At 65.7% G+C, this 20,172-nt stretch carries 17 protein-coding genes and 1 pseudogene; 14 read left to right on the top strand and 4 right to left on the bottom strand.

The window, feature by feature from the left end; all coding sequences use genetic code 11:
- Positions 1-67 precede the first annotated feature (67 nt).
- Positions 68-232, bottom strand: a complete 165-nt coding sequence (locus GTK01_RS17235; protein ID WP_009451523.1) for a hypothetical protein — start codon at positions 230-232, stop codon at positions 68-70.
- Between the two features lie 448 nt (positions 233-680).
- Here GTK01_RS17235 and GTK01_RS17230 point away from each other — a divergent pair, with 448 nt between their 5' ends.
- Positions 681-833 (top strand): hypothetical protein, encoded by a 153-nt coding sequence (locus GTK01_RS17230; protein WP_371924384.1) that lies wholly within the window; start codon positions 681-683, stop codon positions 831-833.
- Here GTK01_RS17230 and GTK01_RS17225 read toward each other — a convergent pair.
- Positions 830-985: pseudogene (locus tag GTK01_RS17225) on the bottom strand (acyl-CoA dehydrogenase); the annotation flags it as partial. The gene GTK01_RS17230 and the pseudogene GTK01_RS17225 overlap by 4 nt on opposite strands.
- Before the next feature lie 230 nt (positions 986-1,215).
- On the opposite strand from GTK01_RS17225, the gene GTK01_RS17220 reads away from it, so the two are divergent.
- The 13 genes from GTK01_RS17220 (at position 1,216) to GTK01_RS17160 (ending at position 16,347) form a co-directional block, all read left to right on the top strand.
- Positions 1,216-1,908: a TetR family transcriptional regulator gene (locus tag GTK01_RS17220; RefSeq protein ID WP_252928305.1), complete on the top strand. Its 693-nt coding sequence runs from the start codon at positions 1,216-1,218 to the stop codon at positions 1,906-1,908.
- A gap of 42 nt (positions 1,909-1,950) precedes the next feature.
- A complete protein-coding gene (locus tag GTK01_RS17215; protein ID WP_252928304.1) occupies positions 1,951-3,570 on the top strand; it encodes an acyl-CoA carboxylase subunit beta in 1,620 nt (539 codons plus the stop codon).
- 4 nt (positions 3,571-3,574) lie between these two features.
- Positions 3,575-4,390 carry an enoyl-CoA hydratase/isomerase family protein gene (locus GTK01_RS17210; protein ID WP_252928301.1) on the top strand — a complete coding sequence of 272 codons (816 nt, stop codon included), beginning with the start codon at positions 3,575-3,577 and terminating at the stop codon, positions 4,388-4,390.
- The gene (locus GTK01_RS17205) at positions 4,387-6,339 is read left to right on the top strand and encodes an acetyl-CoA carboxylase biotin carboxylase subunit (RefSeq protein WP_252928291.1); all 1,953 of its coding nucleotides are present in this window, start codon (positions 4,387-4,389) and stop codon (positions 6,337-6,339) included. Before GTK01_RS17210 ends, GTK01_RS17205 begins: the two co-directional genes overlap by 4 nt.
- Positions 6,336-8,126: an acyclic terpene utilization AtuA family protein gene (locus tag GTK01_RS17200; RefSeq protein WP_252928289.1), complete on the top strand. Its 1,791-nt coding sequence runs from the start codon at positions 6,336-6,338 to the stop codon at positions 8,124-8,126. The genes GTK01_RS17205 and GTK01_RS17200 overlap by 4 nt, the downstream gene beginning before the upstream one ends.
- Positions 8,127-8,198: 72 nt before the next feature.
- Positions 8,199-9,875, top strand: a complete 1,677-nt coding sequence (locus tag GTK01_RS17195; protein WP_252928287.1) for an AMP-binding protein — start codon at positions 8,199-8,201, stop codon at positions 9,873-9,875.
- Positions 9,872-10,375 (top strand): TRAP transporter small permease subunit, encoded by a 504-nt coding sequence (locus GTK01_RS17190; RefSeq protein ID WP_252928284.1) that lies wholly within the window; start codon positions 9,872-9,874, stop codon positions 10,373-10,375. The genes GTK01_RS17195 and GTK01_RS17190 overlap by 4 nt, the downstream gene beginning before the upstream one ends.
- The gene (locus tag GTK01_RS17185; protein ID WP_252928282.1) at positions 10,372-11,697 is read left to right on the top strand and encodes a TRAP transporter large permease subunit; all 1,326 of its coding nucleotides are present in this window, start codon (positions 10,372-10,374) and stop codon (positions 11,695-11,697) included. The genes GTK01_RS17190 and GTK01_RS17185 overlap by 4 nt, the downstream gene beginning before the upstream one ends.
- A 104-nt stretch (positions 11,698-11,801) precedes the next feature.
- The gene (gene dctP / locus GTK01_RS17180; protein ID WP_252928280.1) at positions 11,802-12,914 is read left to right on the top strand and encodes a TRAP transporter substrate-binding protein DctP; all 1,113 of its coding nucleotides are present in this window, start codon (positions 11,802-11,804) and stop codon (positions 12,912-12,914) included.
- Positions 12,915-12,973: 59 nt separating this feature from the next.
- Positions 12,974-14,515, top strand: a complete 1,542-nt coding sequence (locus GTK01_RS17175; protein ID WP_252928279.1) for a class I adenylate-forming enzyme family protein — start codon at positions 12,974-12,976, stop codon at positions 14,513-14,515.
- Between the two features lie 56 nt (positions 14,516-14,571).
- Positions 14,572-15,378, top strand: a complete 807-nt coding sequence (locus GTK01_RS17170) for an enoyl-CoA hydratase-related protein (RefSeq protein ID WP_252928278.1) — start codon at positions 14,572-14,574, stop codon at positions 15,376-15,378.
- A 25-nt stretch (positions 15,379-15,403) separates the two neighbouring features.
- Positions 15,404-16,084: a glutathione S-transferase family protein gene (locus GTK01_RS17165; protein WP_252928277.1), complete on the top strand. Its 681-nt coding sequence runs from the start codon at positions 15,404-15,406 to the stop codon at positions 16,082-16,084.
- Positions 16,081-16,347 carry an acyl-CoA dehydrogenase family protein gene (locus tag GTK01_RS17160; RefSeq protein ID WP_252928276.1) on the top strand — a complete coding sequence of 89 codons (267 nt, stop codon included), beginning with the start codon at positions 16,081-16,083 and terminating at the stop codon, positions 16,345-16,347. Before GTK01_RS17165 ends, GTK01_RS17160 begins: the two co-directional genes overlap by 4 nt.
- A 273-nt stretch (positions 16,348-16,620) precedes the next feature.
- Here GTK01_RS17160 and GTK01_RS17155 read toward each other — a convergent pair whose 3' ends face one another.
- Both GTK01_RS17155 and GTK01_RS17150 read right to left on the bottom strand, forming a co-directional pair.
- A complete protein-coding gene (locus GTK01_RS17155) occupies positions 16,621-19,122 on the bottom strand; it encodes a S8 family peptidase (RefSeq protein ID WP_252928275.1) in 2,502 nt (833 codons plus the stop codon).
- A complete protein-coding gene (locus GTK01_RS17150) occupies positions 19,115-20,095 on the bottom strand; it encodes an AAA family ATPase (protein ID WP_051481130.1) in 981 nt (326 codons plus the stop codon). The genes GTK01_RS17155 and GTK01_RS17150 overlap by 8 nt, the downstream gene beginning before the upstream one ends.
- Between the last annotated feature and the right edge of the window lie 77 nt (positions 20,096-20,172).

The raw sequence follows: 20,172 nt of genomic DNA, 5'->3' as shown, positions 1-20,172 counted from the left end.
CGCATGGCGGAAGACCCGGATGCATCCTGCGCGTTCCGGGCCGGCGGGAATGAGGCGCTTTCGCGCCTCAGCTCCATGGGTCGAGTTCCAGTTCCACCATCTCGTCGTCGCCGTCGAATTCGTTGGCGGGCATGGCGCCGTGGGTTCCATCTCCGGCCTGGAACACGACAATCGGGACCATCAGCGTGGTGGCGAGGCTGGCGGCGAAGGCGGTGGCATCTGCATAGGACATGGGTTCCGGCTCCTGTCTTTGGGAGGCGGGGGACCATCCCCCGCGCGACAGGCGCCCGAAGTGTCTGACCGGATCTGCAATCACCCGAGGGCGTTCGGGCATGTCCCGAATCCGCGAGGGCGGCACGCTCGCGTAAGCCGACCCCTCTGGGGTTGATTGACGAAGAGACGGATCGGACCAAGGTTTGCGAATGGAAGCGGGGGTGGTTCATGGCATCTGACAGGTGCCGGACACCCGCCGCAGATGCTCTGCCACGCCAGCCTTTCCTCCGTGTCGGTCTCAACCGGACCGGTGTTTCTGGCCGGGGGAAACCAACTCTAAACAGCACCGCAAGGACGGCGGATGCGAGCATCTCCGGCATGTGCGCCTCGCTCAGGCCGTAGGCGGCCGCTAGTCCTTCCCAACTGCGCGCTGCCGGCCCGAGGGCACGGACGCGCTGGCGAAGGCGTTGCAGGAGCACTGCAAGGCGCTCACCGCTCCCTACAAATATCCGCGCGAGATCGCCTTTATCGAAGCGCTTCCAAAGACATTGACCGGAAAGATAAAGCGCAGGGAGTTGCGCGACAAAGTCGCGGCCCGCCGATCGACGTGGCCGTCGTAGTCGTCGCCGTCCGTCACCGCCGTGGTCCTGATGGAGGCGACGTCGGACCCCGCGCCGACCTCGGACACGCCGAGGCAGCCGACGAAGGCGCCGCTTATCGCCGGCGCCAAGAACTCCGCCCTCAACTCGGCGCTGCCGTGGCGGGCGAGCGCCGCCCAGCGGCGAACCGTGTCCGTGATCCGCTCATGGTCCGGCGTCAGCTTCATCGCGTTCCTCCTTGCATGGCGCGCCGGACGCTTGCCGGATAAAATGAGGCGGTCTCACTAATTCTCCCGGCAGGGAGTTGCGAAGGCCGAAATTTCATGCTTTCTAGGCGCATGACTATATCGCCACCCGATAGCGCGGGCAATCATTAATAAGGTGCACTCAATTGAGCGGCGACGTGGCAGGGAGGACATCGAGCTGGCAGCGGCGCAAGGATCATCGCCACGCCGAGATACTGGCCGCCGCCCTCGAGTGCCTGGAGGCCGGCGGCGGCGAGGATGCCTCCGTCGCGGCGATCGGCCGGCGCGCCGGCGTCTCGGAGGGCACGGTCTACAAATATTTCGGCTCGAAGGACGAGCTGATGGCGGCGGTGGTCGAGGCCTGGATGGGGCCGGTCACCACCGAATTGAAGGTCGAGCTGGAGGCGACGGTCACGCTGGAGGCGCGGCTCTTCATCCTGGCGCGGCGGCATCTGGCCGAGATGCGGCGCAAGCCGCGCCTTCACGAGCTGGTCTACCGCCAATGGCGCTGGACGAACTATCGCGGCTCGGCGTTCCATCGCCACAACCAGGCCTATGCCGGGCTTTTCCGCTCGGCGCTGGAGGAGGCTGACCGGCAGGGCGCGCTGGAACCGGGCCTCGATATCCCGATGTGCCGGGACATCTTCTATGGCGGCCTCGAGCATCTGGGAACGCGCACGGTGCTGGCGGGGCGCGAGATCGACCTCGACGAGACGGCGCGGGCCTATGTCGCGACGCTGCTGCGCGGCTGGGCGGCGCGGCGCGAGCCGGCGCAGCCGGACCATGCCGAGCGCCTGGAAAACGCGCTCGCCGCGCTCGAAAGGCTGATCGCCCGCCAGTCCCGCCCATGACTGTCGCTTGAATATCCACTGGCCCTTGAGGGGGAGGCAGGTTTGTCGGTTATCCAATCCAAGGTCATCGCGGAGAGCGCCCAGTTCAAGGCGAACCGCGAGGCCCATCTCGGCCTGATCGCCGAGTTCCGGGCGCTGGAGGCGAAGGTCAGGGAGCGGTCGCAGCAGTCGGCCGGCCGCTTCGCCGCGCGCGGCCAGCTCTTGCCGCGCGAGCGCGTCAACCTTCTGCTCGACCGCGATTCGCCCTTTCTCGAACTGTCGACGCTCTGCGGCCTCGGCATGCATGACGATGACGGCAAGGACGAGGTCTATGGCGGCGGCGCCATCGCCGGCGTCGGCTTCGTCTCCGGCGTGCGCGCGATGGTGCTGGCCAGCGATTCCGGCATCAAGGGCGGCGCCATGCATCCGCTCGGCGTCGAGAAGCTGATCCGGGCGCAGGAGATCGCGCTGGAGAACAGGCTGCCCTTCATCCAGCTGGTCGAGAGCGCCGGCGCCAATCTAGCGCGCCAGTCCGAGATTTTCGTGCGCGGCGGCAGGATGTTCGCCAATCTGGCGAAGCTCTCGGCCGCGGGTATCCCGGTCGTCGCCGTCGTCAACGGCTCGTCCACCGCGGGCGGTGCCTATCAGCCTGGCCTGTCGGATTATGTGGTGATGGTGCGCGGGCGCTCGCGCGTGTTTCTCGCCGGCCCGCCGCTGCTCAAGGCCGCGACCGGCGAGATCGCCGAGGCCGAGGCGCTGGGCGGCGCGCAGATGCACTGCGAGGTTTCGGGGCTGGGCGAATACATGGCCGAGGACGACGCCGACGGCTGCCGCATCGCCCGCGAGATCATGGCGAGCCTTGCCTGGAACGACAATCTGCCGCCGGCGGTCGAGCGCGCGTTCAAGCCGCCGCGATACGATGCCGCGGATCTGCTCGGCATCGTGCCGGTGGACTACCGCACGCCCTATGACGTGCGCGAGGTGATCGCGCGCATCGTCGACGATTCGCGATTCCTCGAGTTCAAGCCGGACTACGGTGCGATGACCGTGACCGGCCATGCGGCCATCGAGGGGCAGCAGGTGTCGATCATCGGCAATAACGGCCCGATCGACGCCAACGGCTCGGTCAAGGCAGCGCAGTTCATTCAGCTTTCCTGTCAGACCAACCGCCCGCTGGTGTTTTTGCAGAACACGACCGGCTATCTCGTCGGCATCGAGGCCGAGCGTGCCGGCATCGTCAAGCACGGCGCCAAGATGATCCAGGCCGTCACCAATGCCAGCGTGCCCAAGATCACGATCCAGATCGGCGCGTCCTTCGGCGCCGGGCACTACGGCATGTGCGGCCGCTCCTTCGACCCGCAATTCCTGTTCTCCTGGCCCAACAATCGCCTGTCGGTCATGGGCGGCGAGCAGGCGGCGAAGGTGATGACGATCGTCGGCGAGGATGCCGCCCGCGCGCAGGGGCGCGAGCCGGATCATGAGAAGCTGGCGGCCTTCGCGAAGAAGATTTCCGACGGCTATGCCCGCGAATCGACGGCGCTGTTCGCCACCGCGCGCCTGTGGGACGACGGACTGATCGACCCGCGCGACACCCGCCGCGTGCTCGCCTTCTGCCTGAAGACGGCGGTCGAGGGGCGGCGGCGCATCACCTATCCCAACAGTTTCGGCGTGGCGAGGATGTGAGCCTATGACGACCGATACCCCTTGCGTTCGGGCGAGCCGGGACAAGCATGTGCTGACGCTGGTGCTCGACGATCCGGCGACGAAGAACGCGCTCACCGCCGGACTGGCGGCCGAGCTTCGGGCGCGGCTTGAGGCGGCGCGCGAGGACCGCTCCATCCGCGCCATCGTGCTGCGCGGCGCCAATGGCGCCTTCTGCGCCGGAGCAGACCTCAAGGGCGCGCTGGCCGACCTGGCCGCGCCCGCCGCCAAGGGCGAGGCCGATCCGGTCTACCGCGCCAACCGCGCCGGCGGGGCGCTGTTTTCGGCGCTGAACAGCCAGCCGCAGACTGTAATCGCCGTAATCGAGGGTCCGGCCTTCGGCGGCGGCTTCGGCATGGTCTGCTGCGCGGACGTGGTGCTGGCCACGCCCGCCGCCCGCTTCGCGCTGTCGGAGACCAGCCTCGGCATCCCGCCGGCGCAGATCGCGCCCTATGTCGTCGCCCGCCTCGGGCTGGCGCGGGCGCGGCGGCTGGCGCTGACCGGCTCGCGCATCGACGGAAGCGAGGCGGCCAGAATCGGCCTTGCCGATTTCGTCTTCGAGGATGCGGCGGAACTGGAGGCTGCGCTGCGCGGCATCCTCAACGACATCGGCCGCTGCGCCCCGAAGGCGCTGGTGGTGACGAAGGAGCTGATCATGGCGAGCGGCGGCAGCGTGTCGCCCGACATGCTGGACCGGGCGGCGGCGGCCTTCACCGGCTGTATCCGCAGCGAGGAAGGCAGCGAAGGCATTGCGGCGTTCAACGAGAAGCGGCCGGCAGCATGGGTGGAGAAGATCGCATGAGCGGGCGCATCGAGAAGATCTTGATCGCCAATCGCGGCGAGATCGCATGCCGCGTGATCCGCAGCGCGCGGGAGAAGGGCATCGCCACGGTCGCGGTCTATTCGCAGGCGGATGAAGGCGCGCTCCACGTCGCACTCGCCGACGAGGCGGTGGAGATCGGCGCTGCGCCGGTCGGCGAAAGCTATCTCAGGGCGGACGCCATCATCGACGCGGCGCGGCGGACGGGTGCGGATGCCATCCACCCCGGCTATGGCTTCCTGTCCGAGAATGCTGGCTTCGCGCGGGCGGTGGCGGAGGTGGGGCTGATCTTCATCGGCCCGTCGCCGGAAGCCATCAGCGCCATGGGTGACAAGGCGGAATCGAAGCGGCGGATGATCGCGGCCGGCGTGCCCTGTGTGCCCGGCTATCAGGGCGAGGACCAGAGCGAGGAGCGCCTTCTCGACGAGGCGCGCGCGATCGGCTTTCCGGTGATGATCAAGGCATCGGCCGGCGGCGGCGGGCGCGGCATGCGGCTCGTCCATGACGAAGCGGCATTCACGCGCATGCTGCGCACGGCGAAGTCGGAGGCGCTGAACGCCTTCGGCGACGACCGCATGCTGATCGAGAAGGCGGTGATGCGCCCGCGCCATGTCGAGATCCAGGTGTTCGGCGACCGCCACGGCAACGTCATCCATCTGGCCGAGCGCGACTGCTCGATCCAGCGCCGCCACCAGAAGGTGGTGGAAGAGGCCCCGTCGCCGGCGGTCACGCCCGCCATCCGCGCGGCGATGGGCGATGCGGCGGTGACGGCGGCGAAGGCGCTTTCCTATGTCGGTGCCGGCACGGTCGAGTTCCTGCTCGACGGCGATGGCCGCTTCTACTTCCTCGAGATGAACACGCGGCTTCAGGTTGAGCATCCCGTGACCGAGTTGGTGACCGGGACCGATCTCGTCGCCATGCAGATCGACGTCGCCGAAGGCGCGCCGCTGCCGCTCTCGCAGGCAGATGTCGCCATTCGCGGCCACGCCATCGAGGTGCGGCTCTATGCCGAGGACCCGGCGCAGAATTTCATGCCGCAGACCGGCCGCATCGAGGGCTGGCAGGTGCCCGAGGGGCCGGGCATCAGGGCCGATCACGGCATCATCGAGGGCGGCGAGGTCAGCGCCTTCTACGACCCGATGCTGGCCAAGATCATCTCTTGGGGCGACACCCGCGAGCAGGCGCGCCGGCGTCTGGTGAAGGCGGTGGCGGACACGCGCATCTTCGGCGTCCGCACCAACCGGGCCTTTCTGTTGCAGGCGCTGGAAGCGCCGGCCTTCGCGGCCGGCGAGGCGACCACCGCCTTCGTCGAGGAGACATTCGGGGACGGATATGCGCCGCCGGCCGAGCCCGCGCTGCCGCCCGGCGCGCTGGCGGCAGCGTGGCTGTGCCGCGGTGGCAGATGGAGCAGCAGCCGCTGGACGGAGAGCCGCGTCAGGCTCGCGGTGGGTGAGGCACAGCCCGCTTGGTTCACGGTCGAGGGCGACGAGGGCGCTCTCACTGTGACGGACGCGGAAGGCGCGCGCCATGCGATCGAGATCGTCTCGGCCGAGGGCGGCGTGCTGCGCTACCGGGCCGACGGGGTCCTGCGCTCCGTGCCCTTTCATGCCGGCGACGAGGAGATCGTCTTCGAGGTCGATGCCAGCCAGTATGCCGTGCGCGACCTGACCATGGCGCCGCCGGAGGCGGCGGACGGCGCGGCCGCCGACGGGCTGGTGCGCGCGCCGATCACCGGCATGGTGATTTCCGTCGAGGTCGCCGAGGGCGAGCGCGTCGAGCGCGGGCAGGTGCTGGCCACGCTGGAGGCGATGAAGATGCAGCACATGGTGCTGGCCCCGGTCACGGGGCTGGTCGGGACGCTGGCCGTGGCGACGGGGGCGCAGATTTCCGCGCGAGACCTCATCGTCGAGATCGTGGAGGAAGGGGCATGAAAGCGATTCGTATCGGCGGGGCGACCGGCTTCTGGGGCGACACCACCACCAGCGTGCCGCAGCTCGTCAAGGGCGGCGGGCTCGACTATCTGGTGTTCGACTATCTGGCCGAGATCACCATGTCGATCATGGCGCGAGCGCGGGCCAAGGACGAGAATGCCGGCTTCGCCGCCGATTTCGTCTCGCTGGTGGCCGCGCATCTGCCCGAGATCGCGCGCCAGCGTATCAAGGTGATCAGCAATGCCGGCGGCGTCAATCCGCGCGCCTGCGGAAAGCTCCTCGAACGGGCGATCGGGAAGGCCGGGCTCGACCTCAAGGTCGCGGTCGTCACCGGCGACGACCTGATCGCGCGGCAGGAGGAATTCCGCCGTGCCGGCACGCGCGAGATGTTCACCGGCGAGCCCTTCCCGGAAAAGCTGTGGAGCTTCAACGCCTATCTCGGCGCCGGTCCCATCGCCGCCGCGCTCGATGCTGGCGCCGACATCGTGATAACCGGGCGCTGCGTCGACAGCGCGGTGACGCTGGGCACCTGCATCCACGCCTTCGGCTGGGGCGCGGACGAGTTCGACAAGCTCGCCGCCGGCTCGCTCGCCGGCCACATCCTCGAATGCGGCGCGCAGGCGTCGGGCGGCATCCATACCGATTGGGACAAGACCGGCGACTGGGCCAATATCGGCCACCCGATCGCCGAGATCGAGCCGGACGGCAGCTTCGTCGTCACCAAGCCGGCGGGCACCGGCGGGCTGGTCTCGGTCGGTACGGTGAGCGAGCAGCTGCTTTACGAGATCGGCGACCCGGCCGCCTATCTCCTGCCAGACGTCACCTGCGACTTCACCCGCGTCGAGATCGCGGAGCTCGGCCCCGACCGGGTGCGTGTGACGGGCGCGCGCGGCAGGCGGCCGACCGATACCTACAAGGCGAGCGCCACCTTTCAGGACGGTTTTCGCGTGGGCATGTACGTGACCATCGGCGGCATCGACGCCGTGGCCAAGGCCGAGAAGACGGCGGACGCGGTGCTGCGCCGCTGCGCCCGGCTGCTGGAGGATCAGGGCGTCGCGCCCTACAGCGAGACCAGCGTGGAAATCCTCGGTTCCGAATCCGCCTATGCCGAACGCTCGCGCGCCATGGGCGCGCGCGAGGTGGTGCTGAAGCTCGCCGCCAAGCATGCGGCCGAGGCGCCGCTCAACCTTCTCGTGCGCGAGCTGACCTCGTCGGGCACGTCGATGGCGCCGGGCACCGCCGGCATGGGCGGCAACCGGCCCAAGGTCTCGCCCGTGGTGCGCCTGTTCTCTTGTCTGGTGGCGAAGTCCGCCGTGCCGGCGACGGTCGAGATGGAGGGCCGCGCCTTCGACGCGCCGGCCCCAGCGGGCGGGCATGACGGTGCCTATGAACGGGACGATGCCTCGCCGGAGGAGGCCCCGGCCATGGACGATCCGGTAGCGGTGCCGTTGGTCGCGCTCGCCTATGGGCGCAGCGGCGACAAGGGCAACCACGCCAATATCGGCGTCAAGGCGCGGGAGGCGCGATTCCTGCCCTATATCCGCGCGGCGCTGATGCCCGATGTGGTCGCAGGCTATTTTGCCCATTTCGGCGTCGGCAAGGTCCGCCGCTACGAATTGCCGGGCATCCACGCCCTCAACTTCCTGCTGGAAGACGTGTTGGGCGGCGGCGGCATCGCCTCGCTGCGCAACGACCCGCAGGGCAAGGCCTATGCGCAGATCCTGCTCGACCTTCCGGTGCCGGTGCCGGCGGCATTGGCGCGCGAATTGGAGAGGCCCGACACCTGAACGGACCTCCGGTCGGCGCGGCTGACGAGGAGATGCGCCGGTTCATTTGAATGACAGGAGGAGATTGCCCGCATGGTGCACAGGCAGAACGACCCAATCGACTATCCTGATACCAGCGTCGCCGCGCTGTTCGAGCGTACGGCAGCACGGTTGCCGGATCACCCCTTCGTCGCCGTCCGCCGCGGCGGGGTCGGTGAGTTCACCGAAGTCACGTACCGGGATTTTCTGTCGGACGTCCTGGCCGCGCGCCAGGCCTATCGCGCCGCCGGCTACGGGGTCGGCACACGGGCCGCGATCCTGATCGGCAACGAGCCGGCCTTCCATCTCCACTATCTGGCGCTGAACGGCCTCGGTGTATCAATCGTCCCGCTCAACGCGGACGCGCGCCCGTCCGAGATGCTTTACCTGATCGAACACTCCGAGGCGACATTCGTCACCAGCTCGCGGCGCTGCCGTCCGATCCTCGACGAGGTCCTGGCGGGGACGTCCCTTTCCATCCCGGTGTTCGATGCCGACGATCTGCCGGCGCAGCTGCCGCCGGCATCGCGGGCGGCGGGACGTCAGCAGGCCGGCCGCGACGACGAAGCCGCCATCCTCTATACGTCTGGCACCACTGGCCGGCCGAAGGGATGCGTGCTCTCCAATCGCTACTTCCTCGAAGCGGCGGGGCTCTACGCCTCCTGGGGCGGCGGCCTCTCCCTGCGCGAGGAGACCGAGCGCCTGCTCAACCCGCTGCCGCTCTTCCACATGAACAATCTCGCGGTCACCACGACGGCGATGATCGCCAAGGGCGGTTGTAACGTCATGGTCGAACGTTTCTCGCCGTCGAGCTGGTGGGCGGATTGCCGGGATTCGAAGGCGACGCTGGTCCATTATCTGGGCGTCATGCCGGCCTTGCTTCTGGCGCGCCCGGTGGAGGAGGTCGAGCGGCAGCACACAGTGCGCGCCGGCATCGGCGCGGGCGTCGACCCCAAGCACCATTCTGCCTTCGAAGCGCGCTTCGGCTTCCCGCTTCTCGAGCTGTGGGGCATGACCGAGGTGGGGGCGGGCTTCATCGACAACCACGAGCCGCGCCAGATGGGCACGCGTGCTTTCGGACGCCCGGACAGCCTGCTCAAGGCGCGGATCGTCGACGAGAACATGAACGACGTCCAGCCCGGAACGCCGGGCGAGCTTCTCGTCCAGTCAGGCGATCCCAACCCGCGGCGCGGATTCTTCAGCGGCTATCTCAAGGACGGGAAGGCGACGGAAGCGGCCTGGCATGAGGACTGGTTCCGCACCGGCGACGTGGTGCGCCAGGACGAGACGGGCATGCTCTATTTCGTCGATCGCAGAAAGAACATCGTTCGCCGCTCCGGCGAGAACATTGCCGCGGCCGAGGTGGAGGCTTGCCTTCAGGCGCACCCGGAGGTCGTTCAGGCCGCCGTCATCGCCATGCCCGACGCGTTGCGCGAGGAAGAGGTCTTCGCCTGCGTCGTCCTGCGCGATGGCGTCGCGCAGGATCTCGCCACCGCGCGCCGGCTGTTCGACTGGGTGTTCGACCATCTCGTCTACTTCAAGGCACCGGGATATGTCAGCTTCCGTCACGCCCTGCCCACCACTGGGACGCAGAAAATCCAGAAGGGGCTGATCTTCGGCGACGGCGAGGACCCGCTCGCCCTGCCCACGACCTTCGATCTTCGCGAACTCAAGCGGCGGACCCGGACGGGGTCCGACACCGCCGCATCCGGCACGGAGCACATGCGATGAACCACTTTCTCAGGCTGGTGGACGGCCTCAACACATGGATCGGCCGCACGGTCGGTTGGGTGATGATCTTCATCATGCTGGTCACCGTCTACGACGTCGTTGCCCGCCGTCTGTTCAACGCGCCCGTCCTGTGGGCCTTCGACGTCTCCGTGCAGCTCTTTGCGCTGCACTTCATGATCGTGGCGGCCTACACGCTCCTCCACAAGGAACACGTCTCGATCTACATCTTCAAGGAGCGGCTGTCGGTGCGCAATCAGGCGCTTCTCGACATCCTCTCCTTCCTGATCTTCTTCTTCCCGTTCGTGATCGCGTTGCTGGTCTATGGATGGGAGTTCGCGGCCCGGTCATGGGCCTCGCGCGAGACGAGCTGGGGGGCGGTCGCCCTGCCTGTCTACTACATCAAGACGGTCATCCCCGTCACCGCGGCGCTGCTGATCCTCCAGGGAATCTGCACGATGATCCGCCTGGTCGACACCGTCCGCACGGGAGAAGCCAAGTGAGCAGCGAACTCCTTACCACCCTGATGTTCCTCGGCCTGCTGGCCGGGCTGTTCATGGGGCATCCCCTGGCCTTCGTGCTCGGCGGGCTGGCGATCATCTTCGCCTATCTCGGGCCCGGCCCGCAGATATTCGGCATCATCATCAACCGCATCTACAGCCAGATGGACAACTACATCCTGCTGGCCGTTCCGATGTTCATCCTGATGGCGCGGCTGTTGAGCGATTCCGGCGTGACGGAGAACATGTTCCATGCGCTGCGGCTGGTGCTCGGCCGCGTGCGGGGCGGCCTGCTGCTGGCCGTCATCGCCATCTCGGTGATCCTCGCCGCGACGACCGGCATCATCGGTGCGTCGGTCACCGTCATCGGCATGCTCGCCCTGCCGTCGATGATGCGCTACGGCTACCAGAAGGAACTGGCCACGGGCGCCATCGCAGCCGGCGGCAGCCTCGGCATCCTGATCCCGCCCAGCATCATGCTGGTCATTCTCGGCAGCTATTCGCAGATTTCGGTGGGCCAGCTTTTCGCCGCCGCGCTCATGCCGGGGCTGTTGCTGGCCGCGCTCTATGCCCTCTATGTCGGGGTGGTGACGTTCTTCAAGCCGGAATACGGCCCGCCGGTCTCGGAGGAGGAGCTCGCGCAGACCGACCGGCGCGAGATCATGCTTTCGCTTCTGAAGATGGCGGTGCCGCCGATCATGCTGATCCTCGGCGTGCTCGGCTCGATCTTCAGCGGCTGGGCCACGACCACGGAGGCCGCCTCGATCGGCGCGTTCCTTACCCTGGTCATGGTGATCGTCTATGGCAAGTTCTCGCTTTCCCTGCTTCAGGATGCCGTCATGGCGACGGCCCGCACGACCAGCATGGTCCTGTTCGTGGTGGTCGGCGCGACCGCCTTCACCGGCGTCTTCATCGCCATAGGCGGTCAGCAGGTCGTGTCGGGCTTCCTCGACGGAATGGGCCTCGGGCCGTGGGGCATCTTCATCGTGATGATGCTGATCGTCTTCGTGCTCGGCATGTTCCTCGACTGGCTCGGCATCGTGCTGATCTGCCTGCCGATCTTCCTGCCGATCGCCACAGCCGCCGGTTTCGAGCCGCTGTGGTTCGTCACCATGATCGCGGTGGTCCTGCAAACGTCGTTCCTGACGCCGCCCTTCGGCTACGCGCTGTTCTATCTGGAGGGAGTGGCGCCGAAGGAGATCACGCTCGGCCACATCTACCGGGGCATCATACCGTTCGTCATCCTCATCATCATTGGGTCCGCACTCTGTGCGATCTTCCCGCAGATCATCACCTGGTTGCCGAACCTGATCTTCGCACGCTGAGAGACGCTCCGGCCGGGACACCGGATGGAAAGGAGGGGAGCAAGCATGATGACCCAGCGCAGCCCCGCCGGCACCTGAAACCACACAACCAAGGGAGAAGACGCATGACAATTTCAAAAACCGTCAGAAACGGCCTGCTCGTAGCCGCGGGGCTGCTTGCCTTCACGGCCATCGCGCCGGCGCAGGAGCAGGAGGTCACCATCCAGATGACCTCCACCTGGCCGCCCGGGATCGACCTGATCCAGGCCGACCAGCATTTCGTCGAGATCGTCAATTCGCTCGGCGAGGGCTCGATCCAGATCCAGTTCTTCCCGGGCGAAAGCCTTATCCCGTCTACCCAGGTCTTCGACGCCGTGCGCTCGGGCAGCATCCAGGCTTCGGCCGACTGGCCCGGCTATTGGGCGGGAACCGACACGGCATTCTCGCTGATCGGCTCGTTCCCGATGTTCTTCGGCGTGGCCGACTACATATTGTGGATCCAGAGCTGGGGTGGGGCGGCCCTGTTCGACGAGGTCTACGGGAAATACGACATGAAGTACCTGCCGTACTCGCTGATCTCCACCGAATCCGGCCTGCGCGGCAACACGCCGATCGCCTCGCTCGAAGACCTCGCCGGCAAGCGCGTGCGCATGTCCGGCCGTCCGCAAGGCGCGATCCTGGCCGAGTTCGGGGCGTCGCAGATCATGCTGCCGGGCTCGGAGGTCTATCAGTCGCTCGAGCGCGGTGTGGTCGACGCGGCCGAGTTCTCAATGCCCAGCACCGATCTCGGCATGGGCTTCCAGGAAGTGACGAAGCACCAGATGTCCCCGGGCTGGCACCAGCCTGGCTCGATGAGCGGCGTCATGATCAACCAGGCGGTCTGGGACGGTCTCTCCGACAAACAGAAGAAGATTCTCGAGACCGCCGCCGCGGCGACGATGACCTGGTCGCTGGCCCACTACGAGAAGGCTTCCGTCGAGGCGGTCAAGAAGTTCGCCGAGGCGGGCACCACTGTCCACAAGCTGAGCGACGAGGACATGGCCAAGCTCCAGAGCCTGTCGAACAAGCTGCTAGTCGATGAAGCCTGCGCCAACCCGCTGTTCGCCAAGGTGGCGCTTTCGCAGCTCGAATATCTGGACGACTACTCGCAGTGGCGCGACATGCAGGGCGAGTTCTCGCTCGGCCGCAACCTGTCCGAGTTCCCGGACATCGAGGCCGTGCGCGGCTGCGCCGAATAGCACCTTGCGGGACGGCTCCGGCCGTCCCGCTCCCCTCGAACGATGCAAGGACGATGATCATGAAACCGAGCAACGATCATCCGGTCGACATCGATCTCGCGCGTCGCGCGTCCGGCCTGACGATCGGCTCCCTGTTCGCCCTGCGGGTGCGCTGCGGGCCCGAACGGGTCGCCCTCGAGCAGGGAGACCGGCGGATGACCTATGCCGAACTCGACCGGCGCGCCGACCGCCTTTGCAATCACCTGGTCTCCCTCGGCATCATGCGCGGTGACCGCGTCGCCATCCTCTCCGAGAATCGCATCGAATATATCGAGTTGCTGATCGCCGCCGCCAAGCTCGGCATCATCGCCGCCTGCCAGAACTGGCGCCTCGCCGACGAGGAGCTGCGCCATTGCCTGGGACTCGTGACGCCGAAGCTCATCCTCGCCTCGCCGCGCCACGCCGATGTCGCGCGCCGCCACGGCGAGGTTGCGCCCGTGCTGGTTTTCGGCCCGGACTACGAGCAGGCGCTCGACGCCGCTTCGGCAGAAAGGATCGAGGACGAATGCGATCCCGAGGACGGCGTCGTCATCCTCTATACCAGCGGCACCACCGGGTTGCCCAAGGGCGCGCTGATCAGCCAGCGGGCCGAGATCGCCCGGGCGATGATCCAGATGATCGACCTTCCGAACACGGCCGACGAGCATTTCGTGGCCTGGGCGCCGCTTTTCCATATGGTCTCGACCGACACGGTCTTCATGACCCTGATGCAGGGCGGCAAGGTGATCGTCACCGACGGCTTCGACGCCGACGAGCTCGCCGGGATCGTGACGCGCGAGCGGCTCGGGCGGCTGACGCTGATGCCGGGCATGATCACGCCGTTTCTTGCGGCCATGAAGCGCGCGGGCGCGTCGCCCGCCGGCGTCCGGTGGGCCGGCGTGATGGCGGACCTTGTGCCCCGCGAACAGATCGCCGAGGTCACGCAGTTGCTCGATGCGCCCTATCTCAACAGTTTCGGATCGACCGAAACGGGGCTGCCTCCGGCGTCGCTCGCCACCATCGCCGTCGGCGTCGTGCCGGCCGGCCTCGACAAGATCCAGAACTCGTTCTGCCGCATCAAGCTGGTCGATCCCGATGGCCGGGAGGTCGCGGACGGCGAGCCGGGCGAGCTTGCGATCCGCGGCCCCAGCCTGTTTTCCGGTTACTGGAACAATCCCGAGGCCAATCGCGAGGACCTCCGCGGCGGCTGGTTCCACATGGGCGACGTGTTCGTGCGCAATCCGGACGGGACCCTCTCCTTCGTCGATCGGCGGAAATACCTGATCAAGTCGGGCGGCGAGAACATCTATCCCGCCGAGATCGAGCGCGTCCTTCTGTCCGAGCCGCGCGTGGCCGACGCGGTCGTCGTGCGCAAGTCCGATCCGAAATGGGGCGAGGTTCCGGTCGCCTTCGTGGTGCGGCGCGACGAAACGCTCGACGCCGAGGCGCTGCTGACGCTCTGCCGTCGGCACATCGCCGGCTACAAGATCCCGAAGGACATACGTTTCGTTGAGGATGCCGAGCTGCCCCGAAGCACCACCGGCAAGATCAAGCGTCACGACCTCGAAAAGCGCATCGCCTGAAAATTCCGCTCCGATCTGTCGTTCGCGGCTCGAAATCCGTTCAACAGGAGAACCCAGTGTCGAAAATCCTCGTCGAAAGAAGTGAACACCTCGCGCTGGTCACTCTCAACCGGCCGGAAGTGCGCAACGCGCTCGATCCCGAGAGCATCTGCCTCCTGGCCGATATCTTTACCGAGTTGCGTGACGACGACGGCATCCGTGTCGTCATCGTCACGGGGACGGGATCGCAGGCATTCTGCGCCGGCGCCGACCTCGGCCGCCTGATTCCGCTAATGAGCGGCGCGCGTGAGCCCGAGGACGAGTGGGACCGGCGCTTCAGGGACGAGCCCAATCTGTTCAACCGCAGCATCCTGCGCGGCTACGACATCGGCAAGCCGGTGATCGCGGCGATCAACGGCGCGGCGATCGCCGGCGGGATGGAGCTCGTCCAGGGAACCGACCTGCGGATCGCTTCGGAAGCGGCCAGGTTCGGCGTTCAGGAGGTCAAGTGGGCGATATTCCCCGCCGGTGGCTCGACGGTGCGGCTGCCGCAGCAGATGACGATGCCGCGCGCCATGGAACTGCTTCTGACCGGCGATCTGATCGACGCCCGCACGGCGCTCGAATGGGGCTTCCTGAACCGCGTCGTGGCGGCCGACGACGTGCTCGACGCCGCGTTCGAGCTTGCCGGCCGCATTGCGCGCAACGGGCCGATCGCCGTCCGCGCAATTCGCCGCTCGGCGCGCGCCTGCGTCGGCTTTTCCGAAAACGAGGCGCTTGCCATGGAGCTCGAATTTGCCGCTCCCGTCTTCGCCAGCGAGGACGCCCGTGAAGGTCCCCGCAGCTTCCTCGAGAAGCGCCCGGCGGTCTTCCATGGTCGATGACAGGTTTCGGTAGGTGGAAAGCCACATGATCGAGCTCTATCACTGCGTCAACGCCCGCTCCTTCCGTCCGCTATGGACGCTGGAGGAGATGGGCCTGCCCTATTCGCTGAAGGTGTTGCCGTTCCCGCCGCGCGTATTCGCGCCGCAATACAAGGAGATCACTCCGCTCGGCACGATCCCGCTGTTCATCGACGGCGCGGTGCGGATGACGGAATCGAGCGCGATCAGCCATTATCTCGCCGTCCGCTACGGGCCGTCGCCGCTCAGCGTCGATCCGGCTGAAGAGGAGTATGGCGCGTTCCTCAACTGGACGCATTTCGGCGAGGCGACGCTGACCTTTCCGCAGACGCTGGTGCTGCGCTACGGTATCTTCGAGCCCGCCGAACGGCGGCAGCCGGCGGTGGCACAGGACTACGCGAAGTGGTTCCTGGCGCGGCTGCGCGCGGTTGAGGCCCGCCTCGACGGGCGCGACTATCTCTGCGCCGGGCGGTTCACCGTGGCCGACATCTCGGTCGGCTATGCGCTGGTGCTGGCCGGCATGATCGGGCTGTCGGAGGAGTTCGGGCCGAATGTGTCGGCCTATCGGGCGCGGCTGGAGGCCCGCGACGGCTTTCGCCGCGCGGTCAGGGCGCAGGAGGAAGCGGCCGCCGCCATCGGCACTCTCGACGGCTTCGGTCGCCCGCTGGAAGCGGAGGGCAAGCAATGAAGAACCCGTTCGAGACCGAGGCTCGCAGCGCCTTTCGCGATACCATGGCGCGCTTCGTCGCCACCGAGATCATGCCGCATGCCGACGCCTGGGACGAGGCCGGCGAGGTGCCGTGGGAACTCCACGCCAAGGTCGGCGCGCTCGGCGCCTTCGGCTTCGGCGTGCCGGAGGAATATGGCGGGCTGGGCTTCGACGATTGTTTCCTGCGGACTATCACGCTGGGCCGGCTCGCACACCCGTCGCCGTGCGTTTTGCTGACCTAGTGCTGACCCTGATTTTGGAACGCAAAAAGCCGCCCGATGGGGCGGCGTTTAAGTATCTGTATTCTTTGGGTTTATTTGGTTGCGGGGGCAGGCAACCAACGATACTTGCGATTGGTCGAACGGAATATCCCAAGACTTGCCGCTTAGCCTAACCTATTAAGACTCATAAGAAAATATCCAGTTCCGTACGTCGAACCTGCGCGCGTCCTTCGGGGCAAAACAAGGTAGCCGCAGCTAGGCAGCCTCCAATCGGCACAAGGCAGAGCATTCTTGCTATGTCTCGATTGCTACGCCCGCTGCTATCAGGTTCGCAAGCTCTGTTGCGATTGGTGTGATCAGGTCAACGTCGACATCCGGTGCCTCGATACCGACAACGAGCGCATATCGACTCTTGCTCTCGGCTCTTCCAAGCGCCTTGCGCTCGCGCCACCAACCTGAAATCGGAAACACATAGAGAAGGTCCCGCGCTGCAAGCTCAACGGCACTGCCCTCCCAAATATCCATGTGGACTGAACCGGCCGACACCGACTTCGGCCCAAAGAACCAACCATCGTTGTCTTCATTCACCGGCCGAAGATCGCCCTCATCCCGGTCGTCCTTATTGACCCGACGCATGAAATTGCGTTCTGTCTCACGCGCTCGCTTCAAGTCGAAACGCAGACCGAACGACTGGTATCGTGCAGGATCGATCGCGCTTGCGAAGCTCGGATTCGGCTCCACGAAATACGACAATGTCACCTTCAACCTGATGCGCTCGTTACCGAGGCTTTCCAGGACGTCTCGCGGCCAGGGCAAGCGGTAGACATGGGCATCACCAAACCGCACGTTTCCGCCGTCCATACGGAAGGGCTGGATGTTCCGCTGTGCGACCAGGGCAAGGTCGTCGCGCGCCGAAGCTATGCCGCGACGCAGATTGGGCACCCCATATCCATACTTTCTGGTCAGAGCCTTTCGTTCGGCCTTGCCCGCTGCTCCGGCAAACTCCGCGAGCATATGCGGCGTCCACCGCGCGCTGTGCACCATCAGGGCCCTGACGGCTTCCGGCCAGTAGTCGGGACGTTCGGCCATCATGCGCGCGGCCATCCGTCCCGCCTGGGCGGTTGCCGCGCTCGTCGCCCAGAAGGACACAATCGGCTCGGGAACAGCAGTTTTGGAAGTCGTCAGCAGAGAAAGAGACGGCAGCCCGGACACGGCCTCAATTCCTGACCTGCTGACCGCGCGGTTGCCAGCTTCAAACACGACCTCAGGTTTTATGGGGGACTGGCTCGACCGCCAGAGCGTCGTCGTCCGACTGTATGGACTCCGATCCCCCGGACGCGACCAACCGGACCAGTCCCGGTAGGCGTACTCGGCAATATCGGATTTCAGCGTGGTGCCGCCCACGGTAAGCACATTCCACGCCTGTGCCGGATCCTCGCCCGGGAAAGCGTCGGCATCGGCTATCTCGTCAGCGTGGGAACTGTCTCCAATGTTGCCGAGTGCCTGCACGAACAGTCGACGGATATGATCAGGCCCCTCCTCGACCGCATCGGCGCCGGAGGATATCTGGTCGAGTGCCGCGCTCCATCCCGTCGGCTCCGCTCCGGAACGATTCTCGTTGGTGACAGCCATGCAGAAAACTCTGGGACGCTCAGAAGCCGCGATCTCCGGCAATGCCGCCGCCGAGGTTGTGATTGCACCGTAGGAAAACGGATCATTCGGCTCAAAACTATCCGGCGGAAGGATTTTTACCGATTCCAAGCGGTGCGATAGGACTGGCCGTGATGCGTCCCCTAGTTGCGTGGTCAAGTCGCCGTGCAAAGCGAGACCAGCCATTCCTGAACCATGACCGATGTTGCTATGGTCATCAACGCCCCAGTCAGCAACCACCGTATGTAGATCACCACGGTCGAGCGCCGGCTCGATCAGGGCATGCCCGCGATTGATGCCGGTATCGAGCAGGCAGACGGCAGGCACGTCCCTGCCCGGCCAAGTGACACGCTCGGCGAGATTTTCAACGAAATCGCTTACCATACCGTGGAGCTCGTCAGTGAATACCGCAGGCGTGTCGGTCGCCCGGCGGATCTCAGCGATTCCCCCGGTCGAAAACAGCAACAACTCGATCACAGCCCGGCGGCCATGGACGGGGAGAACGATCACTTCCGGAAACCGCAATCGCGTATCGTCATCTCCGACGGTCAGCCCCAGGCGCTGCGCAAGGTCGTCAACGCGCTCGACCCGATCTCGAAAGCACCATAGTGCCCACCACATTTCCGCCTGCGGATCGTCAGGCAATGCATCCGGGTCGTCACGCCAAAAGGTCTGAAGGCGGGCAGTACGGACATGCTCGACCGGCTCGACACGGGATTTCTTCGGAATCTTCTCCCCGTCTTCCACCTCGGTGAACGCATAGTCACGAAAGACAGCGTCGAACACGTCGCGCGTATCGTCCGGCACAAAGAGCGCAATGCGCCGGGCGCCATTCGCGGTGACTGTTACGGCCCCCTGTCGCGTTCTCTCACGCTTCCGCTCGAGGGTCGTAGGTCCCACACCCGGCGCGAGTTCAACCTCAAGGTAAACCCCATCGGGGGGCGGTGCTCCATCGGGAAGATCGAGGACTTCTCGCCTCTGGTCCGTAAACTGAAGGGCGGCATTGAGTTCCCCAACCAGCCGACGACCATGCTCTTCGCGAATTCTCTGCAATGTCCTTTGGCGCGCGTTGCTGCCAGGGGATTTATAGTCGCGGACCACTCCCAATCCGCTGAGATCAATGTGACGATGCTCGTATTCAGCCAAGACGTTCTTTTTCCTCGGCGAACACAGTTTTCATGCTTTGCCGCTTGTTAAGTTGGCGGATCAAGTCAGCTGTAGAAACCTGCCCCCTTTCCGCGAGAATGGCTTCCTTGACAACTTCTTCCGCAGCATGAACAATTTCTGCCTGACTCAACCCTTCCGCCGCTGTCTCGATTGTTTTCCAGACGAGTTTAGGATACTTCATCGGCGCTAGATGTGCCTTGATGATTGCCCGCACCTCGTCAGGAGTCGGCATTTCGAACTGCAAAACCTCATCGAAACGCCGAAGCAGAGCGCGATCCAGCAGGGATGGGTGATTGGTCGCCGCCACCAGAACGCTATCGGTCGCGGATGGCTCTTCCATGAACTGAAGGAAGCTGTTCAGTACGCGACGCATCTCGGCCACATCGTTGGTTGCAAGCCGGTTGCTACCAACAGCATCAAACTCGTCGAACAGATAGACGCCCCTGCGCCGCTGTGCCTCATCAAAGACAAGTCGTAACTTGCTCGCCGTTTCCCCCATGAAGCGTGTGATCAGGCTTTCGAGTCGGATCACGAAGAGCGGCAGTCGCAGTTCCCCAGCCAGCGCCTCCGCAGTTATGGTCTTGCCCGACCCCGGCGGGCCAGCGAAAAGGATGCGGCGGCTGGGGGTCTTGCCATGTTCCCGCAACCAGTCCCGGCGTCGCTGTTGAAGCACCACAGCTTCGAGATGCCCCTTGATGTCCATGTTCAGGACGACGTCGGCGAGACGGATTCTCGCTTCCCGCAGGTCCAGCAAGTTGTCGAGATCGCCACGCGGACGCGAGAAAGAAATCGGGACCGAAGCTCTGACGCCACGCTGCGCGCGTACGGCATCTACCGCCGAACGGATTTCTTCGGCGGTCGCCCGGTGGCCCTGACGTGCTTCCCCGGCTGCAACCTGCAGCGCGATGGAGTAAAATTGCTCCTCATCGCCCTCTGCCTGGCTTCTCAGCATCGCCAGTATCTGCTTCGCATTTGACACCGCGCTGCCTCATCCGACCATGGTTTTCCTAGAATCGTAGTCTAGTCACA

The sequence above is a fragment of the Aliihoeflea sp. 40Bstr573 genome (assembly GCF_024105655.1).
Lineage (GTDB): Bacteria > Pseudomonadota > Alphaproteobacteria > Rhizobiales > Rhizobiaceae > Aliihoeflea.
The sequence above is the reverse complement of the archived record's forward strand: the minus strand, read 5'-3'. Positions and strand labels throughout refer to the sequence as shown.